Raw genomic sequence first — 26,933 nt, 5'->3', positions numbered from 1 at the left:
ACTTCGGCCGTATCACCCTGGACCAGGACCTGATCCTGTACCTCTTCGGTACACCCGGCCAGGACCGCTTCTGGTTCATGTGGGACGACCTGGTACGAGGCGCGATCGGCGCGATCGTCCTCGTGGACACCCGCCGTCTGGCCGACTGCTTCCCCGCGGTCGACTACTTCGAGAACTCGGGTCTCCCCTTCGTCATCGCCCTCAACGGCTTCGACGGCCAGCAGCCGTACAACCCGGACGAGGTCCGCGAGGCCCTGCAGATCGGTCCGGACACTCCGATCATCACGACGGACGCCCGGCACCGCGCCGACGCGAAGTCGGCACTGATCACGCTGGTCGAGCACGCGCTGATGGCGCGCCTGCGGTAGCAATTCCGCTGTATCCGGCTCGTTCGGCTTGCGGCCCCCGTTCCTCCTGTGGGAGGAACGGGGGCCGTAGGTCATATGCGGGAGGGGTACGGGGATGAGCGCGGAAGTTGCCGCACTACGTCTGGGGACGACCGTGGCGAACACGGCGGCGCAGCTGTGGCTCGGGGGCAAGCGACGGGACCAGGAGCGCCGCCTGCCGATGGAGGATCTCCTACGGCTGCGGGTGCCGGGGTTACGCCAACAACGCAGCGTCCGGCGCCAGTTCGAGGGAATGGCCGACGCCGTCGCCGAACGGATCGAGCCGTTTCTGGCCCAGAAGTTCCGGGGTCTCGACGAGAGCAGCCGCGAGGCCGCGGTCCATGTCACGGCCAAGCTCACGGCGATGCGGCACCTGGAGGTAGAGGACGGTCACGGGATCCTGGAACAGCTGCGGGACCGCTCGGGCATCCTCCGCTCCCCCGTCGAGGGCCGCCTCGACTTCGTCCACCGGACCTTCCAGGAGTACCTGGCCGCGAAGGAGGCCACGGAGGAGGACCGGATCGGCAACCTGGTCGGCCGGGCCCACCTGGACCTGTGGCGCGAGACGATCATCATGGCGGCGGGGCATGCCAACTCCCGCCAGCGGCAGGAGCTGTTGGACGGCATCCTGGACCGGGCGGAGGCAGAGCCTCGGCATGCGCGGGTGCTGCGGCTGCTCGCGGCTTCTTGTCAGGAGACGTTGCCGACGATTCCGGACGGGCTGGCGGGGCGGCTGGACGGGGCAATGGCGGCGCTGCTTCCGGCTCGTCGGCGTACGGACCCAGCGGCTCTGGCGGCGGTGGGGACGAGCCTGCTGCGGCGATTGCCGCGCTCGCTGGGCGAGTTGACGGAGAAGGCCGCGATGCAGACGGTGCGGACCGTGGCGATGGTGGGCGGTGAGGAAGCGCTGGCGTTGATGGTGGGGTATGCGGAGGACCGGCGCCACGCTGTCGTCGACGAAATCATCGCGGCCTGGGCGTACTTCGACGCGGACGCCTACGGCGAGCAGGTATTGGCTGGGCTGCCGTTGGAGGGCCACCGCGTGAGTCTCACGCACTCCCAGCAGTGGCGCGCAGCAACTCAGTTGAAGTCGGTCACGAGGCTGGCGATCCATTACCCGCTCCCGACGCTCGATGCCGTAGATCAGCTCCCACCCGTGGTGGGTCTGTCGGTCTTCAACCTCCGCGGCTCCTCAGACCTCACAGTGCTGACGGCTCACCCACAGTTGCAGGGGTTCACGGTCGTAGGGCGAGGAAAGCTGCACGGACTCGACTCCCTGGACAACTTGCGGGACCTCTTCCACCTGGGGCTTGGCCAGCAGGTTGCGGCCGACCTCGATAGTCTGCGTCTTGGGCCATCAACTTCCTGGCTGAGCCTCTACAAGCTCAACGAGACCAGCGAGCTGACCGCTTTGAGCAATTTCCCCGACGTCGAGAACCTTTATCTGTCGGCCGCGAGCCCATGCACGCCGCGTGGCCTGAGCAGCGTCTCTGCCATGCCTGGACTCCTTGACCTCAGCTTCAGCAACATGCACTTGCCAGCGTGGCTGACAGCACGTGACCCCCTTCCGGTCAACCTGCGGACGCTCACGCTGTATGACTGCCTCGCGCCCGGGGACTCCCATGCCTACCGCGACCTCAGTTCCCTCGACTCGCTGTCCCTCAGTTCCTGCCAGTCCCCCGACGGCACCCCCATCACAGCCCTCGACCTCCCGGTCAAGAACCTCACCATCACCTGACCCGCAAACGCCAACGGCCCCACCCTCCCGAAGAAGAGTGGGGCCGTGAACGCGCTGGAAAAGCCTCAGTGCCAGCTGTGCGGCGCCCGGAACCCGCCCTCGCGCTCCAGCCGGCGCCAGCCGGCCTTGCGGTGGGCCGAGTGGGCCGGGGCATCGGCAGGGGCAGCCGCCGCGCGGGCCAGGAGGATCGCCGTGATCGCGGCGACTTCCTCGGGCTCGGCGTGGCCCTTCTCGACACGAATGTCAGGGGTGCTCATAGGTCTCAGTCTCCGTGGATGAGGTTTCCGCGGGGGTAGCGCGGAGAGTCCGCTGGGTTACTGCGGGGGGTTGCCGTGCTTGCGGGAGGGCAGGTCGGCGTGCTTGGTGTGCAGCATCGCGAGCGACTTGATGAGTACGTCCCGCGTCTCGGCCGGGTCGATGACGTCATCGACGAGTCCGCGCTCAGCCGCGTAGTACGGGTGCATCAGCTCGGACTTGTACTCCTTGACCATGCGCGTCCGCATCGCCTCGGGGTCCTCGGCGTCGGCGATCTGGCGGCGGAAGATGACGTTGGCGGCACCTTCGGCGCCCATCACGGCGATTTCGTTGGTGGGCCAGGCGTAAGTGAGGTCCGCACCGATGGACTGGCTGTCCATGACGATGTAGGCGCCTCCGTACGCCTTGCGCAGGATGAGCGAAATCCTCGGCACGGTGGCGTTGCAGTACGCGTAGAGCAGCTTCGCTCCGTGCCTGATGATTCCGCCGTGTTCCTGGTCGACGCCGGGAAGGAATCCCGGGACGTCCAGAAACGTAACGATCGGAATGTTAAAAGCGTCACACATCTGGACAAAGCGCGCAGCTTTTTCGCTCGCCTCGATGTCCAGGACGCCTGCCAGGGTCTGCGGCTGGTTGGCGACGATGCCGACGACCTGGCCGTCGAGGCGGGCCAGCGCGCAGATGATGTTGCGGGCCCAGCGCTCGTGGATCTCCAGGTAGTCGCCGTCGTCGACGATCTCCTCGATGACCTTGGCCATGTCGTACGGCCGGTTGCCGTCCGCCGGGACCAGGTCGAGCAGGATGTCCGAGCGGCGGTCGGCCTCGTCGCCGGGCTCGGTGCGGGGCGGGTTCTCGCGGTTGTTCTGCGGGAGCATCGACAGGAGGTAGCGCACCTCGGCGAGGCAGGTCTCCTCGTCGTCGTAGGCGAAGTGGCAGACGCCGCTCGTCTCGGCGTGCACGTCGGCGCCGCCCAGGCCGTTCTGGGTGATCTCCTCGCCCGTCACCGCCTTCACGACGTCCGGACCGGTGATGAACATCTGGGACGTCTCGCGGACCATGAAGACGAAGTCCGTGAGGGCGGGGCTGTAGGCCGCGCCGCCGGCGCACGGGCCGAGCATCACCGAGATCTGCGGGATCACCCCGCTCGCCTTGGTGTTGCGCTGGAAGATGCCGCCGTAGCCGGCGAGGGCGGAGACGCCCTCCTGGATACGGGCACCGGCGCCGTCGTTGAGCGAGACCAGCGGGGCACCGGCCGCGATGGCCATGTCCATGATCTTGTGGATCTTCGTGGCGTGGGCCTCGCCCAGCGCGCCGCCGAAGATCCGGAAGTCGTGCGCGTAGACGAAGACCGTGCGGCCCTCGACCGTGCCCCAACCGGTGATGACACCGTCGGTGTAGGGCTTCTTGGCCTCCAGGCCGAAGCCGACGGCGCGGTGCCTGCGCAACTGCTCGACCTCACGGAAGGACCCGGGATCGAGGAGCAGGTCGATGCGCTCCCGGCCGGTCAGCTTCCCCTTGGCGTGCTGCGCCTCGGTCGCCTTCTCGCTCGGGCCGGCCAGTGCCAGGGCACGGATCTCGTGCAGTTCGGCCACTCGCCCGCGCGCGTCCGTCGGCTCACCCGGCGCCTCATCCAAAACGGTCATGTACCGACCCTACGAAGCACACCAAGGATTGTGCGCCGTCGACTCTGCACAGTCTCGGGCCCGTTTTCCTGGTGCGACCGAACAGAACCGCACCGGCATGCAGCCGTTCCGACTGCTCAGGGGGCGTGCCGGTTGTAGGAGTCACACAAAGGCGTCAGCTGAGAGCCACCTCACATTCACATGGAGAGGATGACATCTCCGGAGTGATTCTCGCGTTGCCGACCCCACCGGGAGGGCGTACTCGTAGTAGTTGGCGCAATACCCTGCGGATGATGTTGAACATTGAATGGAATAGGTCTACGGTGCTTCGTGTTGGCATCGTTGAACATTCAACAGCTTCGCACCCGCACCACCCCCGTCCCCCTTAGGAGCACGTCATGGGCATCTTCGGCCGCAAGAGCGACGAGACCGAAACCACCTCGGCCCCCGCCGCCGTCAACCCCGACCTGGCCGCGCTGACCGGCGAGTACACCATCGACCCGTCGCACACCACGCTCGGTTTCGTCGCCCGTCACGCCATGGTCACCAACGTCAAGGGCCACTTCCTCGACTTCACCGGCACGCTGCACCTGGACGGCTCCGACCCGGCCAAGTCCACCGCGTCCCTCGACGTCAAGATGGACAGCATCACCACGGGCTCCGAGGACCGTGACGGTCACCTCAAGAGCGCGGACTTCTTCAAGACGGAGGAGTTCCCCACGATGACCTTCCGCTCCACCTCGGCCGAGGCCCTCGGCGGCGACGACTACCGCATCACCGGTGACCTGGAGATCCTCGGCACCACCAAGCCGCTCACCATCGACCTGGAGTTCAACGGCGCCGCGAAGGACCCGTTCGGCAACGAGCGTGTCGGCTTCGAGGGCAAGGCCGAGATCCTGCGCTCCGACTGGGGCCTCAGCTGGAACGCGGCCCTGGAGACCGGTGGCGTCCTCGTCTCCGACAAGATCAAGCTGAACTTCGACATCTCGGCGATCAAGAGCGCCTGAGGTCACTCCCCCCTTCACCCCGTCGACGATGCCCGTCGGCGGGGTTGATGTGTTCCCGGGGTGTGTCCGAAGGTGCGGCGGAAGACGTCGATGAAGGCGCTCGCGGACGACCAGCCGCACCGGTGGGCGACGGCGGTGACCGGGGTGTCCTCGGCCAGCAGCACCAGGGCGCGGTACAGCCGGAGTTGGGTATGCCACTGCGGGAAGGTCATCCCGAGGTCGGACCTGAACAGCCGGGAGAGCGTACGGTCGCTCGCCCCGACCTCTCTGCCGAGCGCGGCCAGGGTGCGGTCGTCGGCCGGGTTCGCCCGCAGGATCTCGCAGACTGCCCGTAGGAGAGGGGCAGTTGGGGTGGGCAGGTGCAGGGGCTGCTGGGGCGAGGCCTTCAACTGGTCGAGCAGCACGGCTCGCAGGCGGGCGCGTTCGGGACTGCCGTCGTCCGGAACGGGCGTGTCGATGGTGTGCGTGTCGGCGGTCTGCGTGCAGGCGAGGATCAACGCCCATGGTTCTCAGGGCATGTTGCCGCGTCGGCTCAGACCCGCTCCCGCGTCCACCGCTGGCGCACCCGGCTGCCGGCGTCGGCACGGACCTTGCGCGCGTCACGGCCGACGTGCCCGTTCATCGCCGACCGCAACCGGTGATGGAACGTGAACCCGGGAGCCGGTCCTGCCTTCGCCCGCCGCTCCCGCACATCGGCCTTCGTGCACACCAGGTTCCACACCCGGTCCGGGCACTCCCCATGCCGCCAGAGGAAGTCGCAGTACGGGATGTGCGCGATCTCCAGGTTCAGCCAGCCGTCCTTCTTCAGCACGCCCGCCCACTCGGACGCGCGGAGCTTCAGATATCCGTGCCGCCGGTCGGACTTGTCGACGCTGGTGACGCCGAGCACGCGGACGAAGCCCGGGGTGTGCTCCAGCACGAGCACCGGACGCTCCTTGTAGTTGTTGTCGTCGTGGGTGAGTTCGGCTGTCCACACATCGCCCACGGCCGGCGGCCAGGACTCCACTCCGGGAGGTGCGGGGCGGGCCGGCGGCCCGGTCCTCAGCCAGGGCACCAGGCGGACGGCCGCGGTCACCGCGCACCCGGCGGACAGTCCCACCGTCGACCACCACAGGACGGCGAGCAGCAGCGCCCCCGGGGTGGCGTGGTCCGGGTCGGGGACGAGGGTGCCGCCGGTGTCGTCGATCCAGTACCCGGTCACGACCGCCAGGAGCGCCTTCTGCAGCGCCGACCACAACACGACAAGCGGGAAGTAGCCGTGGTCCACCGCCCGCATCAGACCCAGTACGGCGGCGGACGTCGCGTAGACCACGGCCAGGCCGGCCATGAGCTGCGTGCCGATCCCCGTGGCCAGGAGTGCCATGACGCCGGTCACGACACAGCAGAGGCCCACCGCGCGTGCCGCGACCAGCAGGCGGTTCCCCTTGAGCCGCGCGGGCGCCACCATCCGGACCATCGGGCGGGCCACCAGCACGCACAGCACGAGCAGCGCCACGCAGATCCAGGTGTTCCTGGTGCCGGTGAAGCCGAGCTGGAACACCGGAATCATCAGCAACCACATCACCCACGAGCCGCACCCCACCGCGAACGGCGCCCCTCCCGAGTACTCGGATGTCGGCCGCTTCCGCCTCAGCCGCGGCAACTGCACCCCACCGATCAGCGGCGCGCTCAGACACACCAGAAGTACGACCCCCGCCAGAAACGCCTGCACGTTCGCTCCCCCGTTCTCGACGCTGGGAGCAGCATGGGCACCCGACCGGCGTGCCGCGCGTCGTTTCGTTCTTCCGCGCCCACGCCTCTTCCGGTCTGGTAAAAGCACCGGCTACAGAAGGGACTCCCGATAGATGTCCCCGTAGGTGCGCTGGTCCTTGATCAGGTCGTCGGCGAAGGCGGCGACGTCGGTGCCGATGAGTTCCAGGACTCCCTTGCCGTCCGCGGCGCCCTCCTCGAAGAAATCGACAATTCCCGGGAGCAGGGTCAGGTCGGGCAGCTCGACCGGTCCGACCTTGAAGTAGTACTTCTGTATTTCCTTGTAGACGATCTGGTAGTCCGGCGGGAGCGCTTTGACCCGTGTCACGTGCGCCCACCAGTGCTTCTTGCCCTCGATGATGTCCTGAATGCTCACGTCAGCCTCCCAGCCGGGCCAATTTCCTGGCGACGTTCCGGTTCAACTGCTCGCGCCACCGGTCGCGATAACTCCGGGTCCCCTCTCCGCCGGCCAGCGCCGCGCAGAAGCCCGCGATGTCGTCGCCCAGTACGTCGTGAACGCTCTGGCCGTCCGCCGCGGTCTCTTCGAGCAGCCCCAGGGCGCTGTCGACGATCGGCATCAGGTTGCGGCCCGTGAAGCCCGAGTACGGGGAGAGGTGGACCTTGATCTCCTCCCACGCCGCCCGGTGGTCGTCCGGCAATGCCTCGGCCCGGGCTTCGAAGCCCTTCCATTCCCGGGTGAGGTCGCTGCCGGTGATGGTCTGCCAGTAGTTCATCGCCCGCCCTCCTTCAGCTTGTTGATGCGCGCGGAGAGGTAGTCCCATTTCGCCCAGAATCGCGTGAGCTCTTTACGGCCCGCCTCGTTGAGCGCGTAGAACTTGCGCGGCGGACCCACCCCGGACGGTCGCTTCGTCACCTTGACGAGCCCGTTCTTCTCGAGCCGCAGCAGGATCGTGTAGACCGTGCCCTCGATGACGTCGGCGAAGCCGAGTTCATTCAGCCGGCGCGTGATGGCGTACCCGTAGGTCTCCTCGCCGCCGATGATTTCGAGCACGCAGCCCTCAAGGGTGCCCTTCAGCATCTCCGTCAGGTCGTCCATCGCCGGTCTCCTCTCCGCCCGCTCCCAGTACTGCGTAATACCGAGTACCACTATACGGTATCACCGAGTAGCTCGGCCGGAGGCGGACGGTGAGCAGTGAACTGCGTCAGACCACGGCGAGCCGCTCCACCAGCAGCCGTGTCCTCCGCTCGGCATCCTCCGGCGGCAGCCGTCCCGCCCGGGTCAGGGTGGCCAGGCCGTGCAGGGACGCCCAGAACACCTCGGTGAACAGGCCCGGTTGGACACCCTCCCCGGCGACCGCGTCGAGGTTCTCCAGCAGCGCGGCGAAGGCGTCCTTCATCGGCTCCGGGGTGTCCTCCTGCGCGAACGCCAGGCCGCCGTCGAGCTGGAACATGGCGTCGTAGACCGCCGGGTTGCGTTCGGCGAAGTCGAGGTAGGCGCGGGCGAGGGCGGCGGCCCTTGCGTGCGGGCCCTTCGCGGCGGAGGCCGCGGCCCGCAGCTCTACGGCCATCTCGGCAGCGCCCTGGAGGGCCACGGCGCCGATGATCTCGCGCTTGCCGCGGAAGTGGCTGTAGAGGACGGGCTGGCTGTACTCGATGCGCTCCGCGAGCCGCCGGGTGGTGACCGCGTCCCAGCCCTGCTGCTCGGCGAGTTCGCGGGCCGTCGCCAAGATGAGGCGCTCACGGCCCGCCCGTTCGCGCTCCTTGCGTTCCTGTACCGACATGATTCGATCCTAGCACCGCTAGACATTCGAGCGGCAGTAGGTCTAGCGTTGCCTCATCACCTAGCAACGCTAGAAAACAAGGAGAGTAGTGATGATCACCGCACTTGAGGTCTTCACCACCGTGGTCGTCGGCGTGATGGTCGGGGTGGAGTTCTCCGTCGCCTTCGTCATCAACCGCATCCTCGACGCGCTCCCCGGCGACAGCGGCCAGCTCGGCCGCGCCCACGGGGGCCGGATGCTCGGCGCCGTGATGCCGTTCTGGTACATCGGCTCGCTCGTCCTGAGCGCGGTCTGGGCCGTCACCGAATGGCACCACTCCGGCGCCGGCCTCGTCGTCACCGCCGCCGCACTGCTGGTCGTGAGCGTGGTCATGTCGATCCTGCTGCTCGTCCCGATCAACAACCGGGGCAAGGCATGGACTCCTGAGAACCGGCCCGCAGACTGGAAGGAGCAGCTGCACCGCTGGGACCGCTACCACTACGTCCGCGTCGCCGTCATCGTCGCCGCGTTCGCCCTGCTGGCGGCGGCCCTCACCTGAGCGCGAACTCGCACCACACCACCGTGCCCGGCGACCGTTCCCCCACCCCCCACTTGTCCGACAGCGCGGCGACCAGCATCAGGCCCCGCCCCTCCTCCGCGTCCAGTTGCCGGTACGGCGTGCGGACCCTGCGGAGTTGGGTGGTGCCGCTGTCGTGGACCTCGACACGGAGGACTCCGTCGGGGTGCAGCGACAGGTGCAGGGCGAAGCCCCGCCCCGGCGGTACGCCGTGGAGGATCGCGTTGGTCGTCAACTCGCTTACGCAGAGCAGCGCGTCGCCCATCCGGCCCGTGACCGACCAGGACGTGAGCGCCTCCCGGGTGAAGTCGCGGGCCAGGGCGACCGATCTGCGGTCCCGGCGGTAGAACGCCTCGCGGGTGTGGCCTTGTTGGAGTTGTTCATTCACGGGACCACTGTCACAGGGAGTCACTATCGTGGGTCAGTGAGTGAGGTCGTAGTTCTTTTTGCTACGACCCCACTACGACGCCTTCGGGTGTGCGCGGGGGAAAGGGACACGCATGCAATCGGCGAAGAGGCCTAAGAAGGTCGGCACTTGGGAAGCGGTGGGTGGGCTGGTCGCCCACTTCCGGAGGAAGGCGGGGTACACGCAGGAGCGGTTCGCCGAGATCGCGAATCTGCACGTGGATACGATCCGGTCGATCGAGCAGGGGCGGCTTGCTCTGCAGGACTATCGGGCGGTGGAGTTCGATGAACTGCTCGGTACGGGTGGGGCGTTGTTCGCGTTGGTGGACAAGTTGCCGGTGCGGGAGCGAATGCCCGCGTTCGCGCAGGGCCTCGTCGACATCGAGCAGGTGGCCGTCAGCATCCTCTCGTATCAGACGCAGATGATTCCTGGTCTGCTCCAGACAGAGGACTACTGCCGAGCCTCCTTCGAGAGCCGCTTCCCGCGATTCGAGGACGAGACAGCAGAGCAGTGGGTGTCCTCTCGCATGGAACGGCAGAAGATCTGGCAGCGCAAGCAGCCGCCGTTCGGTCACTTCATCCTGGAGGAGTCGATCCTGCGGACGGCACTCGGCGGGCCGAACGTCATGAGGGAGCAGATCCGCAAGTTGCGTGCGGACTGCGATCTGGTTCACATGGGGATCCAGATCATGCCCATGGGGCAGGTTCCGCACGCGGGATTAGCGGGACCCATGCTGCTATTGGAGACTCCTGCCCATGAGCACGTGGTCTACCTGGAGGTGCAGCGCGCGAGCTTCCTGATCGACGATCCGGATGAGGTCAGCGTCTATCAGCTGAAGTATGGAATGCTGCGGTCACAGGCCCTCTCTCCGCACGAGAGTGCGTGCCTCCTGGACAGACTGCTAGGAGAGTAATGAACACCGCAGCACGGCAGCCCCTCCTCCTGGACGACCTGGCGTGGTTCAAGTCCAGCTACAGCAGCAATGAAGGCGGCGACTGCCTTGAAGTCGCCTACACCTGGCGGAAGTCCAGCTACAGCAGCAGCGAAGGCGGGGACTGCATCGAGGTCGCCGCGCACCCTTCCGCCGTGCACGTCCGGGACTCCAAGGTCGCCGCCGGGCCCATCCTCACCGTCGCTCCTGCCACTTGGGTCACCTTCCTCGACACGGTCATGCAATGAACAGCGCAGCACTGCAGTGGTTCAAGTCCAGCTACAGCGGCAGCGAAGGCGGCAACTGCCTCGAAGTCGCTTACACCTGGCACAAATCCAGCTACAGCAGCAACGAGGGCGGGAACTGCATCGAGGTCGCCGCGCACCCTTCCGCCGTGCACGTCCGGGACTCCAAGGTCGCCGCCGGGCCCATCCTCACCGTCACCCCCGACACCTGGGCCACATTCCTCGGCACCGTCACGCATCCCGCAGCCTGAACCACACTCCCCCGACCCCCAACAAGCCCACCGCGTACGCCGCCAGGACGGCCAGGCCCGGCCATGGAGCGATCGCCAGTGCAGACAGGTTCTTCGTCGCCTGGATGGACAGGCCCGCCGGCATCGGGGCCCAGCGTTGCAAACGGTGTTGCCAGGTCGGGGAGTTGACCAGGTGGGACAGGATCGGGACGACGTAGAGGACGCCTAGCCCCAACGTGATCGCTCCTGCCGTGTCGCGGAGCAGGGTCGCCAGAGACAGGCCCAGGAGCGTCACCAGGACGAGGATCAGGATCGAGCCCGTCACCGGTCGGAGCAGGGCACCGTCCGGCGGGGTCGGGAGGATCAGGCGGGCCAGGCCCAGGGAGGACAGGATCCCCAGGGCTCCCGCCAGCGCCGTGAGTAGCGACAGGGTCGCCGCCTTCGATGTCAGTACCCGCCATCTGCCCGGCATCGCGGTGAGCGTCGTACGGATCGTGCCCGTGCTGTACTCCGCGCCTATCGACAGCGCGCCCAGGACCAGGCACATGGCCTGGCTCAACTGGACGCCCGAGAGGGCCAGTTTGGTCGTGTCCGCGTCGCACGGGGCCGGGCAGATCCTGGTCGTGACCGACGAGGCCGCCGCCGCGCCGACCGCCGCCGTGAGGGCGACCGTTGCGGTCAGGAGCCACCAAGTGCTGGGCAGGGTACGGAGTTTGGTCCACTCGGCGTGAAGAGAACCCGGCCACCTCACGCGTCCCGCCTCCTTACCGTCCAGGCCGCCAGCAGGAGTGCCGCCAGCGTGTAGGCCGCCAGGACCGCCAGGCCGTTGTACGGGGAGAGGGGATAACAGCCGCTCTCCGGGAGGCAGTTGTGCTCGACCTGGGGGTAGTACGTCATGCCCTGCTGGATCGCGAAGGCCGCCGCCGGGGTCGCCCGCAGCAGCCACTGGGCGGCTGGGAGCGGGAAGGCGAAGGAGAGGATCTGCGGGAGGATCACCAGGACCACGACCGTCGCTATCGCGCCGGCGCTGTTGCGCAGCACCACTCCCAAGGACAGGGCCAGGACCGCCACCAGTGACAGCAGTACCGCGCTGCCCACCACCGCCCGCAGGGACGGGTTCTCCAGGAGGGACAGGTCGGGGAACTCGGGGGGCTTGAAGCCGTTGGAACGCAGGGTCTTCTGGGCCCAGGCGAAGCCGACTGCCGTTGCCAGCAGGCCTGTTGTGAAGGTGATCGCCGCGATGACTGTTGTCTTCGCGGCCAGCACCTTCAGTCGGGACGGGGTCGCCGTGAACGTCGTACGGATCAGGCCCCGTTTGTATTCGGTCGTCACGAAGAGCGTGCCCAGGGCGACCATGAAGAGGAGGCCGACGAAGACTCCCTGGAAGCTCATCTGGACCATGTCGGGGCTGTTCTCCTCGGGGGCGATGTCTCCGTGGCCGGTGAGTGTGTACGTGCCGGTCGCGGACACCGTCGTCGTGCCCGGTCGGCTGTTCGGGCCAGGACCGTCGGCGGGGACGCCGATGTCCGTGGCCGTCCAGCGGGTGGCGGTCGAGGTGCCCTGGAGGGTGAGGTGATCGAAGGTGCCGGTGGCCTCGCCGCCGCCCTGCACCTCGCTCGTGCCGCCGAAGGAGCGGTGGACGACCTGGTGAGCCGGGGCCGTGAGGAACAGGCCCACCTGGACCGTCTCCCCCAGCCCCCCAACCCGTACCTCCCCAAGCCGGGTCCAATTCTGACCGTCTACCGACGCATAGCCGGTTAGTTTCTCCCCCAGCCTTTTCAGGCGGAGCCACTGGGGGGCCTTCGCCAGGTCGCTGCTCGGGCCCGCCGTGTCGTGGGTGAAGTTCCACTGCATGCGGACGCCGTGCGCCGGGGTCGCCATCACCGCCGCGTACGGCGAACCCTGCTTCAGGCTCGACTTGACGATGATCCCGGCCTTGGCCCAGGGCTCAAGGTCCCTGCCGTCCGCGCTCTTCAGCCCGGTGACGCGAGCCGTCACGGTGCCGTCGCCGGTCAGCGGACGGTGGGTGAAGCGGAAGGCGTCGTTGACGACCTCGCCGCCCGGGCCGACGGAGATCATGGGACCGCCGCCGACACTGGAACCGCTCGCGCCCAACTGGCAGACCACGACCGTCACAACGGCGGCGATCGCCAGCACCAGCAGCCAGGCCCTGACCGTCCAGAACTTCGTCCACTCCGCACGCAACAGGTGGCCGAAGCCGGCCCGTGCAGGGTGCAGCGCCGAGCGGTACGGCGCGGGCGTCCTCGTCGGCGTCGTCATCGGGTCACCTCGTCAGGCTCGGCGGGCGTCGACGTGAACTCGACCGCGTCCCGGGTGAGTTCCATGTACGCCTCCTCCAACGAGGCCCGATGCGCGCCCACTTCGGCGAAGGGGACGCGAGACGCGGAGAGCAGCTCCACGATCCGCTCGGCGGGCAGGCCGGTGACGGTGAGGAGATCACGGTCGACGACGGCCACCGTGCCGCCCTCCCGGGCGAGCAGTTCCATCGCTTCCGTACGACTGCTCGTGCGCAGTCGCACCCGGTCGCCGGAGGCCGCCGCAAGGAGGTCGGCCACGGCCGTGTCGGCGATCAGGCGGCCCCGGCCGATGACCACCAAGTGGTCGGCGGTGTCTTCGAGTTCGCTCATCAGATGGCTGGAGACCAGGATCGCCCGGCCCTCCGTGGCAAGGTGGCGGAGCAGGGTGCGGATCCACTGGATGCCCTCGGGGTCCAGGCCGTTGACGGGTTCGTCGAGGAGCAGGACCGGCGGGTCGCCGAGCAACGCGGCTGCTATGCCGAGCCGTTGGCGCATACCGAGGGAGTAGCCCCCCGCCCGCCTCCGGGCCGCCTGCTCCATGCCGACCTGTTCGAGGACCTCGTCCACGCGGCGCATCGGCAGCCCGTGCGAGTGGGCCAGCCAGCGGAGGTGGTCTCGGCCCCGGCGGGCGGGGTGCAGGGCGGCGGCGTCCAGGAGCGCGCCGACCTCCAACAGCGGGGTGCGCAGGGCGTGGTAGGGGCGTCCGCCGATCAGGGCCCGGCCCTCGTCGGGGGTGTCCAGGCCGAGGAGGGAGCGCATGGTGGTGGACTTGCCGGCGCCGTTGGGGCCGACGAACCCGGTCACCGTGCCGGGCTCGACCGTGAAGGAGAGGCCGTCGACCGCGAGGGTCCGGCCGAACCGCTTCCGTAAGTCGCGGACTTCGATGCTTGCGTCGCTCATGGTGAGGGAGGCTAGGGGCGCGCCCCACACGGTGTCGTCACGCCGGGGAGGTCCCTCACGAGGGGGACGCCGGGCGGGACGGGGGTCGGCACAATGACGGGGTGGGTGTGGAGGGGTCGTCGGGTGCGGAGGGACCTGGGCAGGTGACGGTTCGGGGCCCGGGCCGAAACCGGCTGGCCGCCATGGGGCGTGCGGGCTTCGGCCCCGCCTCGCGTCGCGCGGTTCTCGTCGTCCCCGTCGGCCTGGCCGTTCTCGCGGTCTCCGAAGTCCTTCTGCGCAGCGCCGACTTGGCCGGCGGCTTCGCCGCCCTGCTGCTGCTCGCGCTCGCCACCACCGTCCCCCTCCCCTTCGTCCTCGGGACCGGGACCGGACGGCTCACCCGGAGTGGTGCCGCCGTCGCGATCAGCGCGGCCTGCGTGCTGTCCCTCATGCCCTTCGGCATGCTCACCGTCGGCGGGGTCGTGGCCCAGCTCGTCTGCGTGTACGTACTGGGACGGGCCGGAGCCACCGCGCTCGGCGGGCTGTTCGTCCTGCCGTACGTCGTGATCGCGCTCGCCGGGCACGAGGAACCCACCCGGATCGTCGCCGTCCTCGTGGCGACCCTCGCCTCCGCCGCCGCGGCCACCGGCATCGCCCACCATGTGCGCAGCACCGCACTCGCCCACAGCGTCACCGAGCAGGCCTTCGCGGACACCCTCCTCGAACACGCCGCCCGGGGTGAACGCGCCCGCATCGCACGGGAGTTGCACGATGTCGTCGCGCACCACATCTCGATGATCGCCGTCCAGGCGGAGACCGCCCGGCTCACCACCCCGGGACTCCCGGCCGAGGGCGCCACCCGCCTCCTCGCCATCGGCGACACCGCGCGCACCGCGCTCACCGAGATGCGGCGGCTGCTCGGCGTACTGCGGGAGGACGCGCACACCGGGGTCCAACGACGGCCCCAGCCCGGTCTGCGCCAACTCATGGAACTCGTCGACGAGTCACGGGACGCGGCCGGTTCCCGCACCCGCCTCATCGTCAGCGGACCCGTCACCACGCTCGACCCCGGCATCGAGGTCACCGCGTACCGCATCGTGCAGGAGGCCCTGACCAACGCCCGCCGGCACGCGCCCGGTGCCGCCGTGGACGTGGAACTCCGTTACGGGGAAGCCGACTTGGCGGTGCGCGTCCGCGACAACGGGCCCGGGCAGCCCGCCGCCCACAACTCCGGCCACGGGCTGCTCGGCATGCGCGAGCGGGCCGCCACCGTGGGCGGCACCCTGCGCACCGGCCCCGCCCCCGGCGGTGGATTCCTGGTCGAGGCCCGCCTGCCCGTCGACCCGGACGAGGAGGGACCGGCATGACGGCGATCCGTATCGTCGTCGCCGACGACCACGAACTCGTCCGGGCCGGCTACGCCGGACTCCTCGCCACCCAGGCCGACTTCACCGTCGTCGGCACGGCCCACGACGGCGCCGAGGCGGTACGCGTCTGCCGCGAACAGCTTCCCGACGTGGTCCTGATGGACGTACGCATGCCGGTCATGGACGGCATCGAGGCAACGGCAAGGCTCCAGGGCCCGGACGCGCCACGCGTGCTCGTCCTGACCACCTTCGACCTCGACGAACACGTCTACGACGCGCTGACCGCGGGAGCGAGCGGCTTCCTGCTCAAGGACGTGACGGCGGAGCGGCTCTTCGACGCGGTACGGGTCGTGGCGGCCGGCGAGGCCCTGCTCGCACCCGCGATCACCCGCCGGCTCATCTCCGAGTTCGCGCGCCAGCGCCCCCGAACCGCCCCTGTACTCACCGCACTTGACGCCCTCACCCCTCGCGAGACCGACGTCCTGCGACTGCTCGCGGAGGGCCTGTCCAACCCGGAACTCGCCGTCCGCCTGCACGTCGGCGAGGAGACCGTGAAGACCCACGTCAGCCGCATCCTGTCCAAACTGGGGCTGCGCGACCGTACACAGGCCGTCGTAATGGCCTACGAGACGGGGCTCGTCGTACCGAGAACGGGCTGACGGCGGGCGCGCGGCACCGGCAGCAGCCACCACGCCGACACCACCGACAACACCGCGCCGACCGCGATCCCTTCGAGCCGGGTGGGCAGCAGGTGCAGCGCGTCCTGGCCGAAGTAGCCGAGGAGGAGGGACAGGGCGCAGGTCATCCCGGCGGCCCAGTAGGCGTAGTTGAGTGGACGCAGCCACAACGCCACCGCGAGGACGGCGAACATCAGCGCCACCGACGTGTCGCCGGTGACACCGATCGACGCGACACCCGCCGCCAGCAGGGTGCCGACCGCGGCTCCGGCCAGCCGCTCGATTCCCTTGCGCAGTACGTCCGTTCGGCCCCGGTTGCCGCTCGCGGCGACGTACGCGGTGAGAACCACCCACGGCCAGTGATCGTCGAAGAACAGCCGCCCCACGGCGAAGGCGGCGGCGATACCGGCCGCCATCTGGAGGGCCATCCGGGTACTGGGACGGGGATGGAGACGGGAGCGGCGCGCCGGTTGTCCGGGATCGGATTCCGCACGCCAGCCCTGCGGCCCGAACCGGTCGCCCAGCCCCTGCACCAGCCACACCGCACCGCACACCAGCGCCCCTACCAGCGCGGACCAGCCCCAAGTGACCAGCCCGCTCTGCGCCTTGGGCGGCAGCGCCGGACCCGGTACGACGAGGAGGGCCACCAGCGGGAGGGCCAGCAGCGTGCCGACCTTCGTGGCGGTGGGGCCGAAGCGGCGGATCCAGATGGCGAGCGCCATGCCCGCCGTGTAGACGGCGGCGCCGAGCACGTAGTGGGAGGCGAGCAGCCGGCCCACGAAGATCGAGGCGCCGGCCGTGACGGGCAGCAGGACGAGCGCGGTGAGCCGGCGACGGGTGTCTGCGGTGCGCTGGGTGCGGGCCAGGGTGAGGGTCAGGGCTACCGCGAGGACCAGCACGTCGGTGTGCAGTCCCGCGGCACCCTCCAGCCAGAGGGCGACGCCCCAGCAGAGCAGCATGGCGGTCATCGTCAGAGCCGCTTCGTACGCGTTGCGTATCAGTTTGGCGGTCACTATCACCACAGTACCGGGCATTGGGCGAGCTGAATAGTAAGTAAGTGCGTACGATATCCGGCATGGATCATCTCTCCGAAGCCGCCCGGATCCGCCGTGGTGTCGTACGGCTGAACCGGCGGTTGCGACAGGAGCGCGGCAATGAGAGCGGGCTCAGTCCGAACCAGTTGATCGTGCTCGGGCATCTGCACCGGCATCGGTCGGCGACACCCGGCGAGATCGCGACGGCCGAGCGGCAGCGGGCCCAGTCCCTCACCCGGACCTTCGCCGAACTGGAGGCGGAGGGACTGATCGCGCGCGAGCCGGGCACCGTGGACCGGCGTCAGTCCGTGCTCACACTGACGACGGCGGGGCGGCGGGCGCTGGACCGGGACATGGCCGAGCGGGATGTGTGGCTGGCGGGGGCGTTGGCCTCGCTCAACGCCACGGAGCGGGGGGTGCTGGAGTTGGCGGGGGCGATTATGGAACGGCTGGCGGACCTGGAGGCCTAGAAACCCCCGCCGAAGTCCCCTCCGCCACCCCCGTCGCCGCCCCCTCCGAAGTCCCCTCCCCCGAAGCCGCCGCTGAAGTCGTCGGAGTCGAAGTTCGCGCCGGACACGTCGCCGCCGTCGTAGCCGCCGCTGCCGAAGTCGCCGTAACCGGTGCCGTAGTCGGAGGCGTAGGACGGGGTGGACATCATGCTGCCCAGCAGGGTGCCGACGAGCAGGCCGGGGAGGAGACCGCCGCCGAAGTAGCCGCCCGCCCAGGGGCCGTAGGCCGGGCCCGCGTCCCAGTACGGGCGGCGGCCGTAGTCCGTGTCGACCTCGCGGATCATCGGGTCCCGGCCGTCCGCGAGCCGGGCCTGGTCGGCCGCGCAGACCGGGACCTCGCGGGGTGCGCCCCCGGCCGGGGTCCAGGTGGCGTCGGCGACCGACGGGCCGTGGCGCGGGTCGAAGAAGCAGGGGGCGCGGCGCTCGGGCAGCGGGCGGCCCTCGCGGCGGGCGGCGAGCTGTGCGAGCGAGAAGCGGCCGTCCTCCAGGGCCTGGGTGACGGCCCGGACGTCCTCGGGTTTCACCGCCGCCGCCATGTACGACTTCGCCTGCTCGTAGGCGTCGAGGGCACGCTCGTAGTCGGCGCGCATCGCGTCGTCCGCGTGCGGTTCCGCCGGGTGGAAGTCGAGGCGGTCCAGTTCCTCGCCGAACGCGGTGATGTCCTCGTCGACCACCACCCGCAGCTTGTCCAGCGCGGCCCGCTGCTCCTCCAGCCTGCGGCGGCGGGAACGGCGTACGAGGGTGTACGCCCCCGCGCCACCGGCCACCAGGACCCCGCCCGCGACGATCAGCGCCGTACCGGAGACTCCCCCGCCGCCGTCCGAGGAGCCGCCCCAGGACGCGGGTGCCGAGCCGCCCATGTTGGCGAGCGCGCGGTCGGTGAAGTCGTCGAGCTGGGTCTTGGCATCCTCGCCCTGCACGCTGCTGACCAGGTTCTTCACGGCCGCGTTCGACAGGACCCTGGAGTCCGCGCGGGCGTCGAAACGGTCGCCGAGGCGGATCGCGTAGAGGCCGGTGATGCCGGTGGCGGTGCGCAGGTTCGTGAAGAGGTTCGCCGTCGGGTAGCCGGCCGGGAGGACCACCACGAAGACCGGCTTGTCGGCCTTCTTGATCCGCTGCGCGAGCGCGTCGGCGGACGACAGTCCGGAAGCCGCCGGGTCGACGTAGACCGGGCCCTCGCGCAGGGCCCGGCCGATCGTCGAGACGCCGGTGTCCGCGGCGGCCGGGGACGCCATGGTCAGCGCGGTGAGCAGCAGGGCCACGAGCAGCCCCGGGAGGCTTCGGCTCCAAGCGACGACCTTCATAATCCGACGCTAGCGGACGCGCCCCACGGGGGCGCGGGGAACTGCGCGACCAGCCACGACAGTGCCGCAGCCGACCGACAGCCCCCGCCCCCTTCGAGCAGCGCGCTCACGCCGCCCGGTACGCCTCCTCCAGCTTCTTCACGGCCGCCGCGTACTTCCCGGTGAGCAGCAGATGGTCCGCGTCGGCGAACGGCTTCGACACCGCCGCGGTGATGTTCTGGCCCACCTTCTGCTGGACGATCAGCCGCGCCCGGGTGACGAGCGCCTTGCCCGTCTCCGCCGACCGGGCCTTCGCCGCGGCGGCCTCCAGCGCCTTCAGGGTGGACGCGCCACCCGTCGGCGTCTTCGACACGGTCGTCAGACCCCAGCCGTACGGGAACTGCGGATCGTACGTCGTGTCGCCGACGTTGATCGGCAGCTGGGCCTCCGACTTCGGCCAGGTGACCGGGAGTTGACCGGTGAAGGAGCGCTTGCCGTAGAGGACGTCGGCCACGCCGTCGCCCTCGGTGCCCGGCAGCCAGGAGGCCACCAGGGCGTCGATCTTGGGGAGTCGGTCGCCGATCAGCTGCGGGCGCCCGGAGACGATCAGCACCGCGCACTTCATCGCCGCGCACACCTTGTCCACGGCTGCCTGGTCGGCGGGGGTCAACGTCAGGTCGTTGCCGTTGCCGACATCGCCGATGCCCTCGGCGTACGGGGTCTCGCCCACGACGACCACACCGACGTCGTAGCCACTGGTCGGGGCGGAGGCGTCCTTGGAGTAGGTGACGTCACCGCCGGCGTTCTTCATGCCCTGGAGGATGGTCGTGCCGGTGGTGTTGGTGCCGGACGAGCCCTGCCAGGTGATGGTCCAGCCGCCGGTCTGGTTGCCGAGGTCGTCGGCGTTGGAACCGGCGACGTAGACCTTCTGCGACTTCTTCAACGGGAGCACGCCGCCCGCGTTCTTCAGCAGCACCTGCGACTCCGCCGCCGCCTGCCGTGCCACGGCCCGGTGCGAAGTCGAGCCGATCTGCGCCGCGTTGCTCGTGTCGGCGTACGGCTTCTCGAAGAGGCCGAGCTTGAACTTCTGGGTGAGGACGCGCGATACGGCGTCGTCGATCCGCTTCTCGGTGACGGCACCGGCCTTCACCTGGGCGATCAGGGTCGAGGTGAAGTCCTTGTAGCTGTACGGGACCATCATCATGTCGACGCCCGCGTTGACCGAGGTGCTGACGTGGGACGCGTAGTCGCCGGGGAGTTGGTCGATGGCGTTCCAGTCGCTGATGACGAAGCCGTCGAAGCCCATCCGGTTCTTGAGGACGCCGTTGATCATGTCGGCGCGGGCGTGCATCTTCACCGGGCCGAGGCCGTCGCCGACGATGTCGAGCGAGGAGTAGGACGGCATGACCGTGCCGATGCCCCGGTCGACGGCCGTCTGGTACGGCGCGAGGTGGATGGCCTCCAGCTGCTGCCGGGTGACGGTGGTGACGCCCTGGTCGATGGTGTAGGTGCCGGTGGTGGAGGAGCCGTAGGCCGTACCGCCGTCGCCGACGAAGTGCTTGGCGGTGGCCAGGACCTTGTCGTCGTCCTTCAACTGCTTGCCGTTCGCGGCGCCTTGGAGACCCTGGATCATCGTCTCCATCGACTGCACGAGCGCCGGGTCCTCACCGAAGGACTCGTAGGAGCGGCCCCAGCGTTCGTCACGGGTGACACAGAGGCAGGGCGCGAAGTCCCACGGGACACCGGTCGCGCGGACCTCACTGGCCGTCACCGACCCGGTTTTCTCCGCGAGTTGGGGGTCGCGGGTCGCGCCGATGCCGATGTTGTGCGGCATGATCGTGGCGCCGGCCAGGTTGTTGTGGCCGTGCACCGCGTCGACGCCGTAGATCAGCGGGATCTGGAACCGCGTTGCCTGCGCCCGGAGTTGGAACGAGTCGATCATCTTCGCCCAGGCGGCTGCCGTGTTGGGCGTCGGGGTCGAGCCGCCTCCGGAGAGCAGTGAGCCGAGGTCGTAGGTGGCGATGTCGCCGCCGGTCCCGATGCCGCCGCGTTCGGCCTGGGTCATCTGCCCGGCCTTCTCCTCCAGCGACATGCGCTTCACCAGGTCGGCGACGCGCTTCTTGATCGGCAACTTGCTGTCCAGGTACGGCAGTCCGTGCGCGTCGATGACGACCTGGGGCGTCTCGGTCGGGGCCTTGGCGCCGGTGACCGTGAGCTTCAGCGGGATCGTCTCGGCGTTCTCGGCGGACTTGTCCTTGAGGGTGCGGACCTTGACGGTCTGCGTGGTGCCGGAGGCGGTGCCCGCCGGGAAGGTGAGCGTGCCGGAGACCGGGGTGTAGTCCTTGCCGGCCTCCGCGGTGCCGCCCTCGGACGAGTAGGCGACGGTCACCGGGTCGTCGAGCGGCACCGCGCCGGTGGTGGCGACGGTGACCCCGACCGTGGCCGTACCGCCCTCCTTCACCGGGTGGACGGCGGAGTCGGTGACGACGGAGGCGCGCAGCGATTGATCCGCCTTGCCGTACAACTCGACGTCGTCCATGGCGAATTGGCTGTGGATGCCGACCGGGAGGGTGACCGCGTAGCCCCACATCCGGTCGAGGCCGAGGACGTGGTCGATGCCGCCGACGGGCTGGTAGTCCGTGCGGTAGACGAAGTTCGTGAACGGGATCTCGATCTGCTTCCAGCCGGTGAAGTCGTCCGTGAAGGACGTCGTCCACAGCTCGGAGGCCTCGCCGTTGACGCCGCCGTCCTTGATCTCGAAGTTGGTCGACTTGCCCGTGTTCTGGCCGTCCCACCAGAAACGGATGCCCTGATGGGCGGACCAGTCGTGGGCGGGCTCGGTCGCGGCGAAGTCGTGGGTGAAGCCGCCGTAGCCGCTGATGTCGTAGGTGCCGGAGAGTACGTGTTCGCCCTCGGGGGCGTCCGGTCTCGCGGTCAGGGCCAGTTGCGGCGGGTCGTCGGTGTCACCGCCCCAGGTGAAGATGCCCTCGGCGGGCTGGCTCGCGAAGGGCACCTCGCCCTCGAAGCGGTCGACGGGGGTGGGGGCTGGGTCGGCGGCGGCTGCCGCCCGGGAGACGGCGGCCGGTGTCAGCAGCGCGGCGCACAGGGCGGTGGAAACGAGCAGGGCGGTTCTTGGCATGGACCTTCCCTCGGCTCTGGAGCTCTGGTTCACTCTGGGTTCGCACAGTTCACTCATGACTTAGATCACGCCGTGAGTTAACTAACGGCCCGCAGACCCGTCAAGACGTCTCGTCAGGAAGGGCTAACGCATCCATGTCCAGGAGAACCCCCCGCACGGCCCGGCTGCTGCTCGCCGGACTGCTCTCCGTGGCCGGCTTCACCGCGGCCGTACCACCCGCGCACGCGGCCGGCGAACAGGTCACGGCCTGGCTCACCACCACCGACGACGCCGCCGGACGCCATGTCACCCGCGGCCTCCAGGCCCAGACTCCGTTCGCCTTCTCGTCCGGGACGGGCGGCAGCGGCGAGAACATCACCGTCGACGAGAACACCCGCTACCAGACCTTCACCGGCGGCGGTGCGTCCTTCACGGACACCGCGGCCTGGCTGATGAACAGCAGCGGCGCGCTGTCGACGGCGACCCGCAACGCGACCATGACCAAGCTGTTCTCGCCGACGGACGGCATCGGGCTGTCGTTCCTGCGCAACCCGATGGGCGCCTCGGACCTGGCGCGGTACGGGTACTCGTACGACGACGTGGCGGCCGGCCAGACCGACCCGAACCTCACCTCCTTCTCGATCGCGCACGACCTGGCGGACGTGGTGCCGCTGACCAAGCAGGCGCTCTCGTTGAACCCCTCTCTGACTGTCATGGCCTCGCCATGGACGGCACCCGCCTGGATGAAGGACAGCGGCTCGCTCAACGGCGGCTGGCTGAAGTCCGAGGACTACGGGGCGTACGCCAACTACTTCGTCAAGTACCTCCAGGCGTACAAGGACCAGGGCGTTCCGGTCTCGTACGTGACCGTCCAGAACGAGCCGACCTGCTGTTCCGGGTACCCGTCGATGAGCTGGAACGCGTCCGGGCTGGCCTACTTCACGAAGAGCGAACTGCTGCCCAAGCTCAACGCGTCCGGCCTGACGACCAAGGTGCTGGCGCACGACTGGAACTGGGACGTCTACGACTCCTACGCGGCCTCGACCGTGGACGACGCGGCCGTCCGCTCCAACCCCAACTTCGGCGGGATCGCCTGGCACGGCTACAGCGACATCAGCGGCGTCACCAAGCAGACCACCGTCCACAACCAGTACCCCACCCTCGACGCCTTCGGCACCGAGCACTCCGGCGGCACCTGGATCGCCAACCAGCAGCGCGAGGACATGAACAACATCATCGACTACACCCGCAACTGGGCGAAGTCGGTGACCAAGTGGTCCCTGGCCGTGGACCAGAACATGGGCCCGCACAACGGGGGTTGCGGCACCTGCACGGGCCTGATCACCGTGCACAACGGGGACGGCGCGAGCGGGACCGTCGACTACACGGTCGAGTACTACACGATGGGCCAGCTGACGAAGTTCGTACGGCCGGGCGCCCAGCGGATCGCTTCGACGGCCTCCACGAACGTGCCGAACGTGGCGTGGCGCAACCCGGACGGTTCGAAGGCGCTGATCGCGTACAACGACGCGTCCACCGCGAAGACCGTCACCATCAACTGGGGCGGCCAGCACGCGACTTACTCCCTCCCCGGCAAGACGTCCGCGACCTTCACCTGGACGGGCACGCAGTCCGGCGGCGACAGCCGGACCGGCGCGTTCGTCGGCCTCGCGAGCAAGTGCCTCGACGTGGCCGGGGGTTCGACCACCAACGGCACGGCCGTCCAGCTCTACGACTGCAACGGCTCGACCGCGCAGCAGTGGACCGTGGGGACCGACGGGACGGTGCGCTCGCTCGGCAAGTGCCTTGACGTGACGTCGGCTTCGACCGCGGACGGGGCGAAGGTGCAGTTGTACGACTGCAATGGAACCGCCGCGCAACAGTGGTCGTACAACTCCACGACCGGTGATGTGGTGAATACGGCGGCCAACAAGTGCCTTGATGTGACGGGCAATTCGTCGACGAACGGGGCGAGGGCGCAAATCTGGACGTGCACGGGGGCTGCCAACCAGAAGTGGCATCTGCAGTAGGCAGGGCGGGTCGTGTCCCGCCCTCGACGGGGGGCGGGACATGAGACGTGTCGTAGTGGCGGGCGTGGGTGTGGCGGCCGGGGTGGGGTTGCTGAGCGCGTGCAGTCCGGCGCAGCTGTCACTGGCCGCGGCCTGGCTGGACTCGGCCGGCCGGCCGGTCGCGCTGGTGAAGCCGTGCGGTCACGACCGCGCGGCGAGCATCGACCTCAACAGTTGGACCGAGAAAGAAATGGCGGACGGGGCGAGCGAGACACCGGAGGACCCGGACTCGGACACCGGCTGGGGGACACCCCTCGTAGGGCCCCCCGGGGAGCGCTTCGGCACGACGACGTTCCCGCTCTTCGAGCCGCCCCGCTCGTGGCGAACCGAGGCGGTCGGGCCACAGACGCTGGCGCCCGACCGCACCTATTACCTGGAGTTCAAGGTGATCGACGGCCCCGGCGTCAAGTACACCGGCGTCCTCTCCTTCACCGCGAAGGACCTCACGTCGCTGCGCCCCGGCCAGGTCTGGGCCGACTACCGCGCGATGAGCCGGGACGACTTCGACGACCTCGTGGACGACGCGTGCTGACCCGGGGGCGGGGTCGACGGGGCGCGGCGGCGGTTGTGGGTGTGGTGGCGGGGGGTCTGCTGCTCAGTGGGTGCGGGGCGGAGATACTGCCGCTGGTCGCCGTGGAGCGGGACGCGCGCGGGAGCTTCACGGCGGTGCTGCGGCCGTGCGGCAACGACATGATCACGGGGCTGTCGCTCTTCGGCACCCACGGCGACCCCGAACAGAACCTCTCGGGCTGGGACACGACGGTCGACCGGAGCGGGGCCGACGCGCGGTTCCCCCTATTCTCACCGCCGACCGCCTGGCGCGCCACGCCCGTGGGCCCGCAGCGGGTGATGCCGGGCTACTCGTACGAACTCGCCTTCGGCAAGGCCGTGCCCAACTACGAGTACACCGGCACCGTCACCTTCACCGCCAAGAACCTGTCCACCCTCAAGCCCGGCCAGGTCTGGGCCGACGACAAGGCCATGAGCCTCGGCGAGTTCGAGAAACTCGCCGAGAACTCCTGCTGAGGGCGGCCTACTTGGCGGGCTCGACGCCCGCGCGGAGGAGGCCGTAGGTGTACGCGTCCTCCAACGCCTGCCAGGACGCGGCGATCACGTTCTCCGCTACGCCCACCGTCGACCACTCCCCCGCGCCGTCCGACGTGGAGATCAGGACGCGGGTCGTGGAGGACGTGCCGTGGACGCCTTCCAGGATGCGGACCTTGTAGTCGACGAGGTCGAGCTTCGCGAGCTGGGGGTAGATCTTCTCCAGGGCGACACGGAGGGCGCGGTCCAGGGCGTTGACCGGGCCGTTGCCCTCCGCCGTGGCGACGATGCGCTCGCCCTTGGCGTACAGCTTGACCGTGGCCTCGTTGGCGTGGCTGCCGTCGGGGCGGTCCTCGACGATCGCGCGCCAGGACTCGACCTCGAAGTAGGAGCGGGCCTTGCCCTCCGCCTCGGCGCGCAGCAGGAGTTCGAAGGACGCGTCGGCCGCCTCGTAGGTGTAGCCCTTGAGCTCGCGCTCCTTGACGCGGTCCACGACCCGGCCGACCAGCTCGCGGTCGCCGCTGATGTCGACGCCGAGTTCCTTGCCCTTGAGCTCGATCGAGGCGCGGCCCGCCATGTCGGAGACCAGCATCCGCATGGTGTTGCCGACCTGCTCGGGGTCGATGTGCTGGTACAGGTCCGGGTCGACCTTGATCGCGGAGGCGTGCAGGCCGGCCTTGTGCGCGAAGGCGGAGACACCGACGTACGGCTGGTGCGTGGAGGGGGTCAGATTCACTACCTCGGCGATGGCGTGCGAGATGCGGGTCATCTCGCGGAGCTTGCCGTCGGGGAGGACCTTCTTGCCGTACTTCAGCTCCAGGGCCGCGACGACGGGGAAGAGGTTGGCGTTGCCGACGCGCTCGCCGTAGCCGTTGGCCGTGCACTGGACGTGGGTCGCGCCCGCGTCGACGGCGGCGAGGGTGTTGGCGACCGCGCAGCCGGTGTCGTCCTGGGTGTGGATGCCGAGCCGGGCGCCGGTGTCGGCGAGGACGGTGGCGACGATCGCCTGGACCTGCGCCGGGAGCATTCCGCCGTTGGTGTCGCAGAGGATCACGACGGACGCGCCGGCCTCGGACGCCGTACGGACGACGGCCTTGGCGTACTCGGGGTTGGCGCGGTAGCCGTCGAAGAAGTGCTCGCAGTCGACGAAGACGCGGCGGCCCTGGGCGACCAGGTGGGAGACGGTGTCGCGGACCATCTCCAGGTTCTCGTCGAGGGTGGTGCGCAGGGCCAGCTCGACGTGCCGGTCGTGGGACTTGGCGACCAGGGTGATGACATCGGCGCCGGAGTCCAGGAGCGCCTTGACCTGCGGGTCCTCGGCGGCCTTGGCGCCGGCGCGACGGGTGGCGCCGAACGCGACGAGCTGCGCGTGCTTGAAGTCGATCTCCTGCTGGGCGCGGGCGAAGAACTCGGTGTCCCTCGGGTTGGCGCCCGGCCAGCCGCCCTCGATGAAGCCAACGCCGAAGTCGTCCAGGTGCCGGGCGATGGCCAGCTTGTCCGCGACGGTGAGGTTGATGCCCTCCCGCTGCGCGCCGTCACGCAGGGTCGTGTCGAAGACGTGGAACGCATCGTCGAGTGCGCTGGTTTCCGTCATGGTGTCTGGCTCCTGAGGATCTGAATCTCGGTCTGTACCGGAATGACCGGCTCCACCGTCCCTCAATGATCCCTCGCACTGCGTTCCCGGCTGAAGATGGGCCAGAAAAGCGAAAAACCCCTCGCGGGTGCGAGAGGTCTGCGCGCGGGTCGAGTGACGACGGTGGCCGCCCGT

28 protein-coding genes and 1 pseudogene are annotated in these 26,933 nt (G+C 69.2%); 13 read left to right on the top strand and 16 right to left on the bottom strand.

The window, feature by feature from the left end; all coding sequences use genetic code 11:
* Together OC490_RS18595 and OC490_RS18590 are read left to right on the top strand one after the other, a co-directional pair.
* The coding region (locus OC490_RS18595) for a GTP-binding protein (RefSeq protein WP_262059084.1) at nucleotides 1-368 on the top strand (368 nt) is incomplete at its 5' end.
* 94 nt (nucleotides 369-462) lie between these two features.
* Nucleotides 463-2,124, top strand: coding sequence for an NACHT domain-containing protein (locus OC490_RS18590; RefSeq protein WP_262059083.1), 1,662 nt, complete (start codon nucleotides 463-465; stop codon nucleotides 2,122-2,124).
* Between the two features lie 65 nt (nucleotides 2,125-2,189).
* Here OC490_RS18590 and OC490_RS18585 read toward each other — a convergent pair whose 3' ends face one another.
* Both OC490_RS18585 and OC490_RS18580 read right to left on the bottom strand, forming a co-directional pair.
* The gene (locus tag OC490_RS18585) at nucleotides 2,190-2,381 is read right to left on the bottom strand and encodes an acyl-CoA carboxylase subunit epsilon (protein ID WP_262059082.1); all 192 of its coding nucleotides are present in this window, start codon (nucleotides 2,379-2,381) and stop codon (nucleotides 2,190-2,192) included.
* A 57-nt stretch (nucleotides 2,382-2,438) separates the two neighbouring features.
* A complete protein-coding gene (locus OC490_RS18580; RefSeq protein WP_262059081.1) occupies nucleotides 2,439-4,022 on the bottom strand; it encodes an acyl-CoA carboxylase subunit beta in 1,584 nt (527 codons plus the stop codon).
* Nucleotides 4,023-4,399: 377 nt separating this feature from the next.
* On the opposite strand from OC490_RS18580, the gene OC490_RS18575 reads away from it, so the two are divergent.
* On the top strand, nucleotides 4,400-5,008 hold the full coding sequence (locus OC490_RS18575) for a YceI family protein (protein WP_262059080.1): 609 nt from the start codon (nucleotides 4,400-4,402) through the stop codon (nucleotides 5,006-5,008).
* 14 nt (nucleotides 5,009-5,022) lie between these two features.
* On the opposite strand, the pseudogene OC490_RS18570 reads toward OC490_RS18575, so the two are convergent.
* The 6 genes and pseudogenes from OC490_RS18570 to OC490_RS18545 form a co-directional block, all read right to left on the bottom strand.
* Nucleotides 5,023-5,460: pseudogene (locus OC490_RS18570) on the bottom strand (helix-turn-helix transcriptional regulator); the annotation flags it as partial.
* A gap of 80 nt (nucleotides 5,461-5,540) precedes the next feature.
* Nucleotides 5,541-6,719 carry a hypothetical protein gene (locus OC490_RS18565; RefSeq protein WP_262059079.1) on the bottom strand — a complete coding sequence of 393 codons (1,179 nt, stop codon included), beginning with the start codon at nucleotides 6,717-6,719 and terminating at the stop codon, nucleotides 5,541-5,543.
* 111 nt (nucleotides 6,720-6,830) lie between these two features.
* Nucleotides 6,831-7,133, bottom strand: coding sequence for a DUF1048 domain-containing protein (locus OC490_RS18560; protein ID WP_262059078.1), 303 nt, complete (start codon nucleotides 7,131-7,133; stop codon nucleotides 6,831-6,833).
* Between the two features lies 1 nt (nucleotide 7,134).
* A complete protein-coding gene (locus OC490_RS18555; RefSeq protein WP_262059077.1) occupies nucleotides 7,135-7,491 on the bottom strand; it encodes a DUF1048 domain-containing protein in 357 nt (118 codons plus the stop codon).
* Entirely contained in the window at nucleotides 7,488-7,814 is a 327-nt protein-coding gene (locus OC490_RS18550; protein ID WP_262059076.1) for a PadR family transcriptional regulator, read from the bottom strand. The genes OC490_RS18555 and OC490_RS18550 overlap by 4 nt, the downstream gene beginning before the upstream one ends.
* A gap of 106 nt (nucleotides 7,815-7,920) precedes the next feature.
* A complete protein-coding gene (locus tag OC490_RS18545; RefSeq protein WP_262059075.1) occupies nucleotides 7,921-8,499 on the bottom strand; it encodes a TetR/AcrR family transcriptional regulator in 579 nt (192 codons plus the stop codon).
* Nucleotides 8,500-8,590: 91 nt separating this feature from the next.
* On the opposite strand from OC490_RS18545, the gene OC490_RS18540 reads away from it, so the two are divergent.
* Complete coding sequence (locus OC490_RS18540; RefSeq protein ID WP_262059074.1) at nucleotides 8,591-9,037, top strand: DUF1772 domain-containing protein; 447 nt, start codon at nucleotides 8,591-8,593, stop codon at nucleotides 9,035-9,037.
* Here OC490_RS18540 and OC490_RS18535 read toward each other — a convergent pair.
* Nucleotides 9,030-9,443 (bottom strand): ATP-binding protein, encoded by a 414-nt coding sequence (locus OC490_RS18535; RefSeq protein WP_262059073.1) that lies wholly within the window; start codon nucleotides 9,441-9,443, stop codon nucleotides 9,030-9,032. The two genes, OC490_RS18540 and OC490_RS18535, sit on opposite strands and share 8 nt — an antisense overlap.
* A gap of 112 nt (nucleotides 9,444-9,555) precedes the next feature.
* Here OC490_RS18535 and OC490_RS18530 point away from each other — a divergent pair, with 112 nt between their 5' ends.
* The 3 genes from OC490_RS18530 to OC490_RS18520 are packed head-to-tail and all read left to right on the top strand — an operon-like array spanning nucleotide 9,556 to nucleotide 10,888.
* On the top strand, nucleotides 9,556-10,374 hold the full coding sequence (locus tag OC490_RS18530) for a helix-turn-helix domain-containing protein (RefSeq protein ID WP_262059072.1): 819 nt from the start codon (nucleotides 9,556-9,558) through the stop codon (nucleotides 10,372-10,374).
* Entirely contained in the window at nucleotides 10,374-10,640 is a 267-nt protein-coding gene (locus tag OC490_RS18525) for a DUF397 domain-containing protein (protein ID WP_262059071.1), read from the top strand. The genes OC490_RS18530 and OC490_RS18525 overlap by 1 nt, the downstream gene beginning before the upstream one ends.
* A complete protein-coding gene (locus tag OC490_RS18520) occupies nucleotides 10,637-10,888 on the top strand; it encodes a DUF397 domain-containing protein (protein ID WP_262059070.1) in 252 nt (83 codons plus the stop codon). Before OC490_RS18525 ends, OC490_RS18520 begins: the two co-directional genes overlap by 4 nt.
* Here OC490_RS18520 and OC490_RS18515 read toward each other — a convergent pair.
* From OC490_RS18515 to OC490_RS18505, 3 genes are read right to left on the bottom strand one after another with little or no spacing between them, the layout of a single operon-like run.
* Complete coding sequence (locus tag OC490_RS18515; RefSeq protein WP_262059069.1) at nucleotides 10,869-11,618, bottom strand: ABC transporter permease subunit; 750 nt, start codon at nucleotides 11,616-11,618, stop codon at nucleotides 10,869-10,871. The genes OC490_RS18520 and OC490_RS18515 overlap by 20 nt on opposite strands.
* Nucleotides 11,615-13,147, bottom strand: a complete 1,533-nt coding sequence (locus OC490_RS18510; RefSeq protein ID WP_262059068.1) for a DUF1349 domain-containing protein — start codon at nucleotides 13,145-13,147, stop codon at nucleotides 11,615-11,617. Before OC490_RS18510 ends, OC490_RS18515 begins: the two co-directional genes overlap by 4 nt.
* Complete coding sequence (locus OC490_RS18505) at nucleotides 13,144-14,085, bottom strand: ABC transporter ATP-binding protein (RefSeq protein ID WP_262059067.1); 942 nt, start codon at nucleotides 14,083-14,085, stop codon at nucleotides 13,144-13,146. The genes OC490_RS18510 and OC490_RS18505 overlap by 4 nt, the downstream gene beginning before the upstream one ends.
* A 182-nt stretch (nucleotides 14,086-14,267) precedes the next feature.
* On the opposite strand from OC490_RS18505, the gene OC490_RS18500 reads away from it, so the two are divergent.
* Together OC490_RS18500 and OC490_RS18495 are read left to right on the top strand one after the other, a co-directional pair.
* The gene (locus OC490_RS18500; RefSeq protein ID WP_262059247.1) at nucleotides 14,268-15,431 is read left to right on the top strand and encodes a sensor histidine kinase; all 1,164 of its coding nucleotides are present in this window, start codon (nucleotides 14,268-14,270) and stop codon (nucleotides 15,429-15,431) included.
* Nucleotides 15,428-16,090, top strand: coding sequence for a response regulator (locus OC490_RS18495; protein WP_262059066.1), 663 nt, complete (start codon nucleotides 15,428-15,430; stop codon nucleotides 16,088-16,090). Before OC490_RS18500 ends, OC490_RS18495 begins: the two co-directional genes overlap by 4 nt.
* Here the strand turns inward: OC490_RS18495 and OC490_RS18490 are convergent.
* Nucleotides 16,054-17,121, bottom strand: coding sequence for an FUSC family protein (locus tag OC490_RS18490; RefSeq protein ID WP_262059065.1), 1,068 nt, complete (start codon nucleotides 17,119-17,121; stop codon nucleotides 16,054-16,056). The two genes, OC490_RS18495 and OC490_RS18490, sit on opposite strands and share 37 nt — an antisense overlap.
* A gap of 62 nt (nucleotides 17,122-17,183) precedes the next feature.
* Here OC490_RS18490 and OC490_RS18485 point away from each other — a divergent pair, with 62 nt between their 5' ends.
* On the top strand, nucleotides 17,184-17,612 hold the full coding sequence (locus OC490_RS18485; protein ID WP_262059064.1) for a MarR family winged helix-turn-helix transcriptional regulator: 429 nt from the start codon (nucleotides 17,184-17,186) through the stop codon (nucleotides 17,610-17,612).
* On the opposite strand, the gene OC490_RS18480 is transcribed toward OC490_RS18485, so the two are convergent.
* Both OC490_RS18480 and OC490_RS18475 read right to left on the bottom strand, forming a co-directional pair.
* On the bottom strand, nucleotides 17,609-18,955 hold the full coding sequence (locus OC490_RS18480) for a hypothetical protein (protein ID WP_262059063.1): 1,347 nt from the start codon (nucleotides 18,953-18,955) through the stop codon (nucleotides 17,609-17,611). The genes OC490_RS18485 and OC490_RS18480 overlap by 4 nt on opposite strands.
* 106 nt (nucleotides 18,956-19,061) lie before the next feature.
* The gene (locus tag OC490_RS18475) at nucleotides 19,062-22,073 is read right to left on the bottom strand and encodes a glycoside hydrolase family 3 protein (RefSeq protein WP_262059062.1); all 3,012 of its coding nucleotides are present in this window, start codon (nucleotides 22,071-22,073) and stop codon (nucleotides 19,062-19,064) included.
* Nucleotides 22,074-22,207: 134 nt separating this feature from the next.
* Here OC490_RS18475 and OC490_RS18470 point away from each other — a divergent pair, with 134 nt between their 5' ends.
* Genes OC490_RS18470 through OC490_RS18460 form a run of 3 tightly spaced genes read left to right on the top strand, consistent with a single transcriptional unit; the run spans nucleotide 22,208 to nucleotide 25,147 of the window.
* Nucleotides 22,208-24,082 carry a ricin-type beta-trefoil lectin domain protein gene (locus OC490_RS18470; protein WP_262059061.1) on the top strand — a complete coding sequence of 625 codons (1,875 nt, stop codon included), beginning with the start codon at nucleotides 22,208-22,210 and terminating at the stop codon, nucleotides 24,080-24,082.
* 40 nt (nucleotides 24,083-24,122) lie between these two features.
* A complete protein-coding gene (locus tag OC490_RS18465) occupies nucleotides 24,123-24,653 on the top strand; it encodes a hypothetical protein (RefSeq protein ID WP_262059060.1) in 531 nt (176 codons plus the stop codon).
* Between the two features lie 35 nt (nucleotides 24,654-24,688).
* Entirely contained in the window at nucleotides 24,689-25,147 is a 459-nt protein-coding gene (locus OC490_RS18460) for a hypothetical protein (protein WP_262059059.1), read from the top strand.
* Between the two features lie 7 nt (nucleotides 25,148-25,154).
* On the opposite strand, the gene cimA is transcribed toward OC490_RS18460, so the two are convergent.
* Nucleotides 25,155-26,759: a citramalate synthase gene (gene cimA / locus OC490_RS18455; protein WP_262059058.1), complete on the bottom strand. Its 1,605-nt coding sequence runs from the start codon at nucleotides 26,757-26,759 to the stop codon at nucleotides 25,155-25,157.
* Nucleotides 26,760-26,933 lie beyond the last annotated feature (174 nt).

It is taken from the genome of Streptomyces sp. STR69, from assembly GCF_024519455.1.
Lineage (GTDB): Bacteria > Actinomycetota > Actinomycetes > Streptomycetales > Streptomycetaceae > Streptomyces.
The sequence above is the reverse complement of the archived record's forward strand: the minus strand, read 5'-3'. Positions and strand labels throughout refer to the sequence as shown.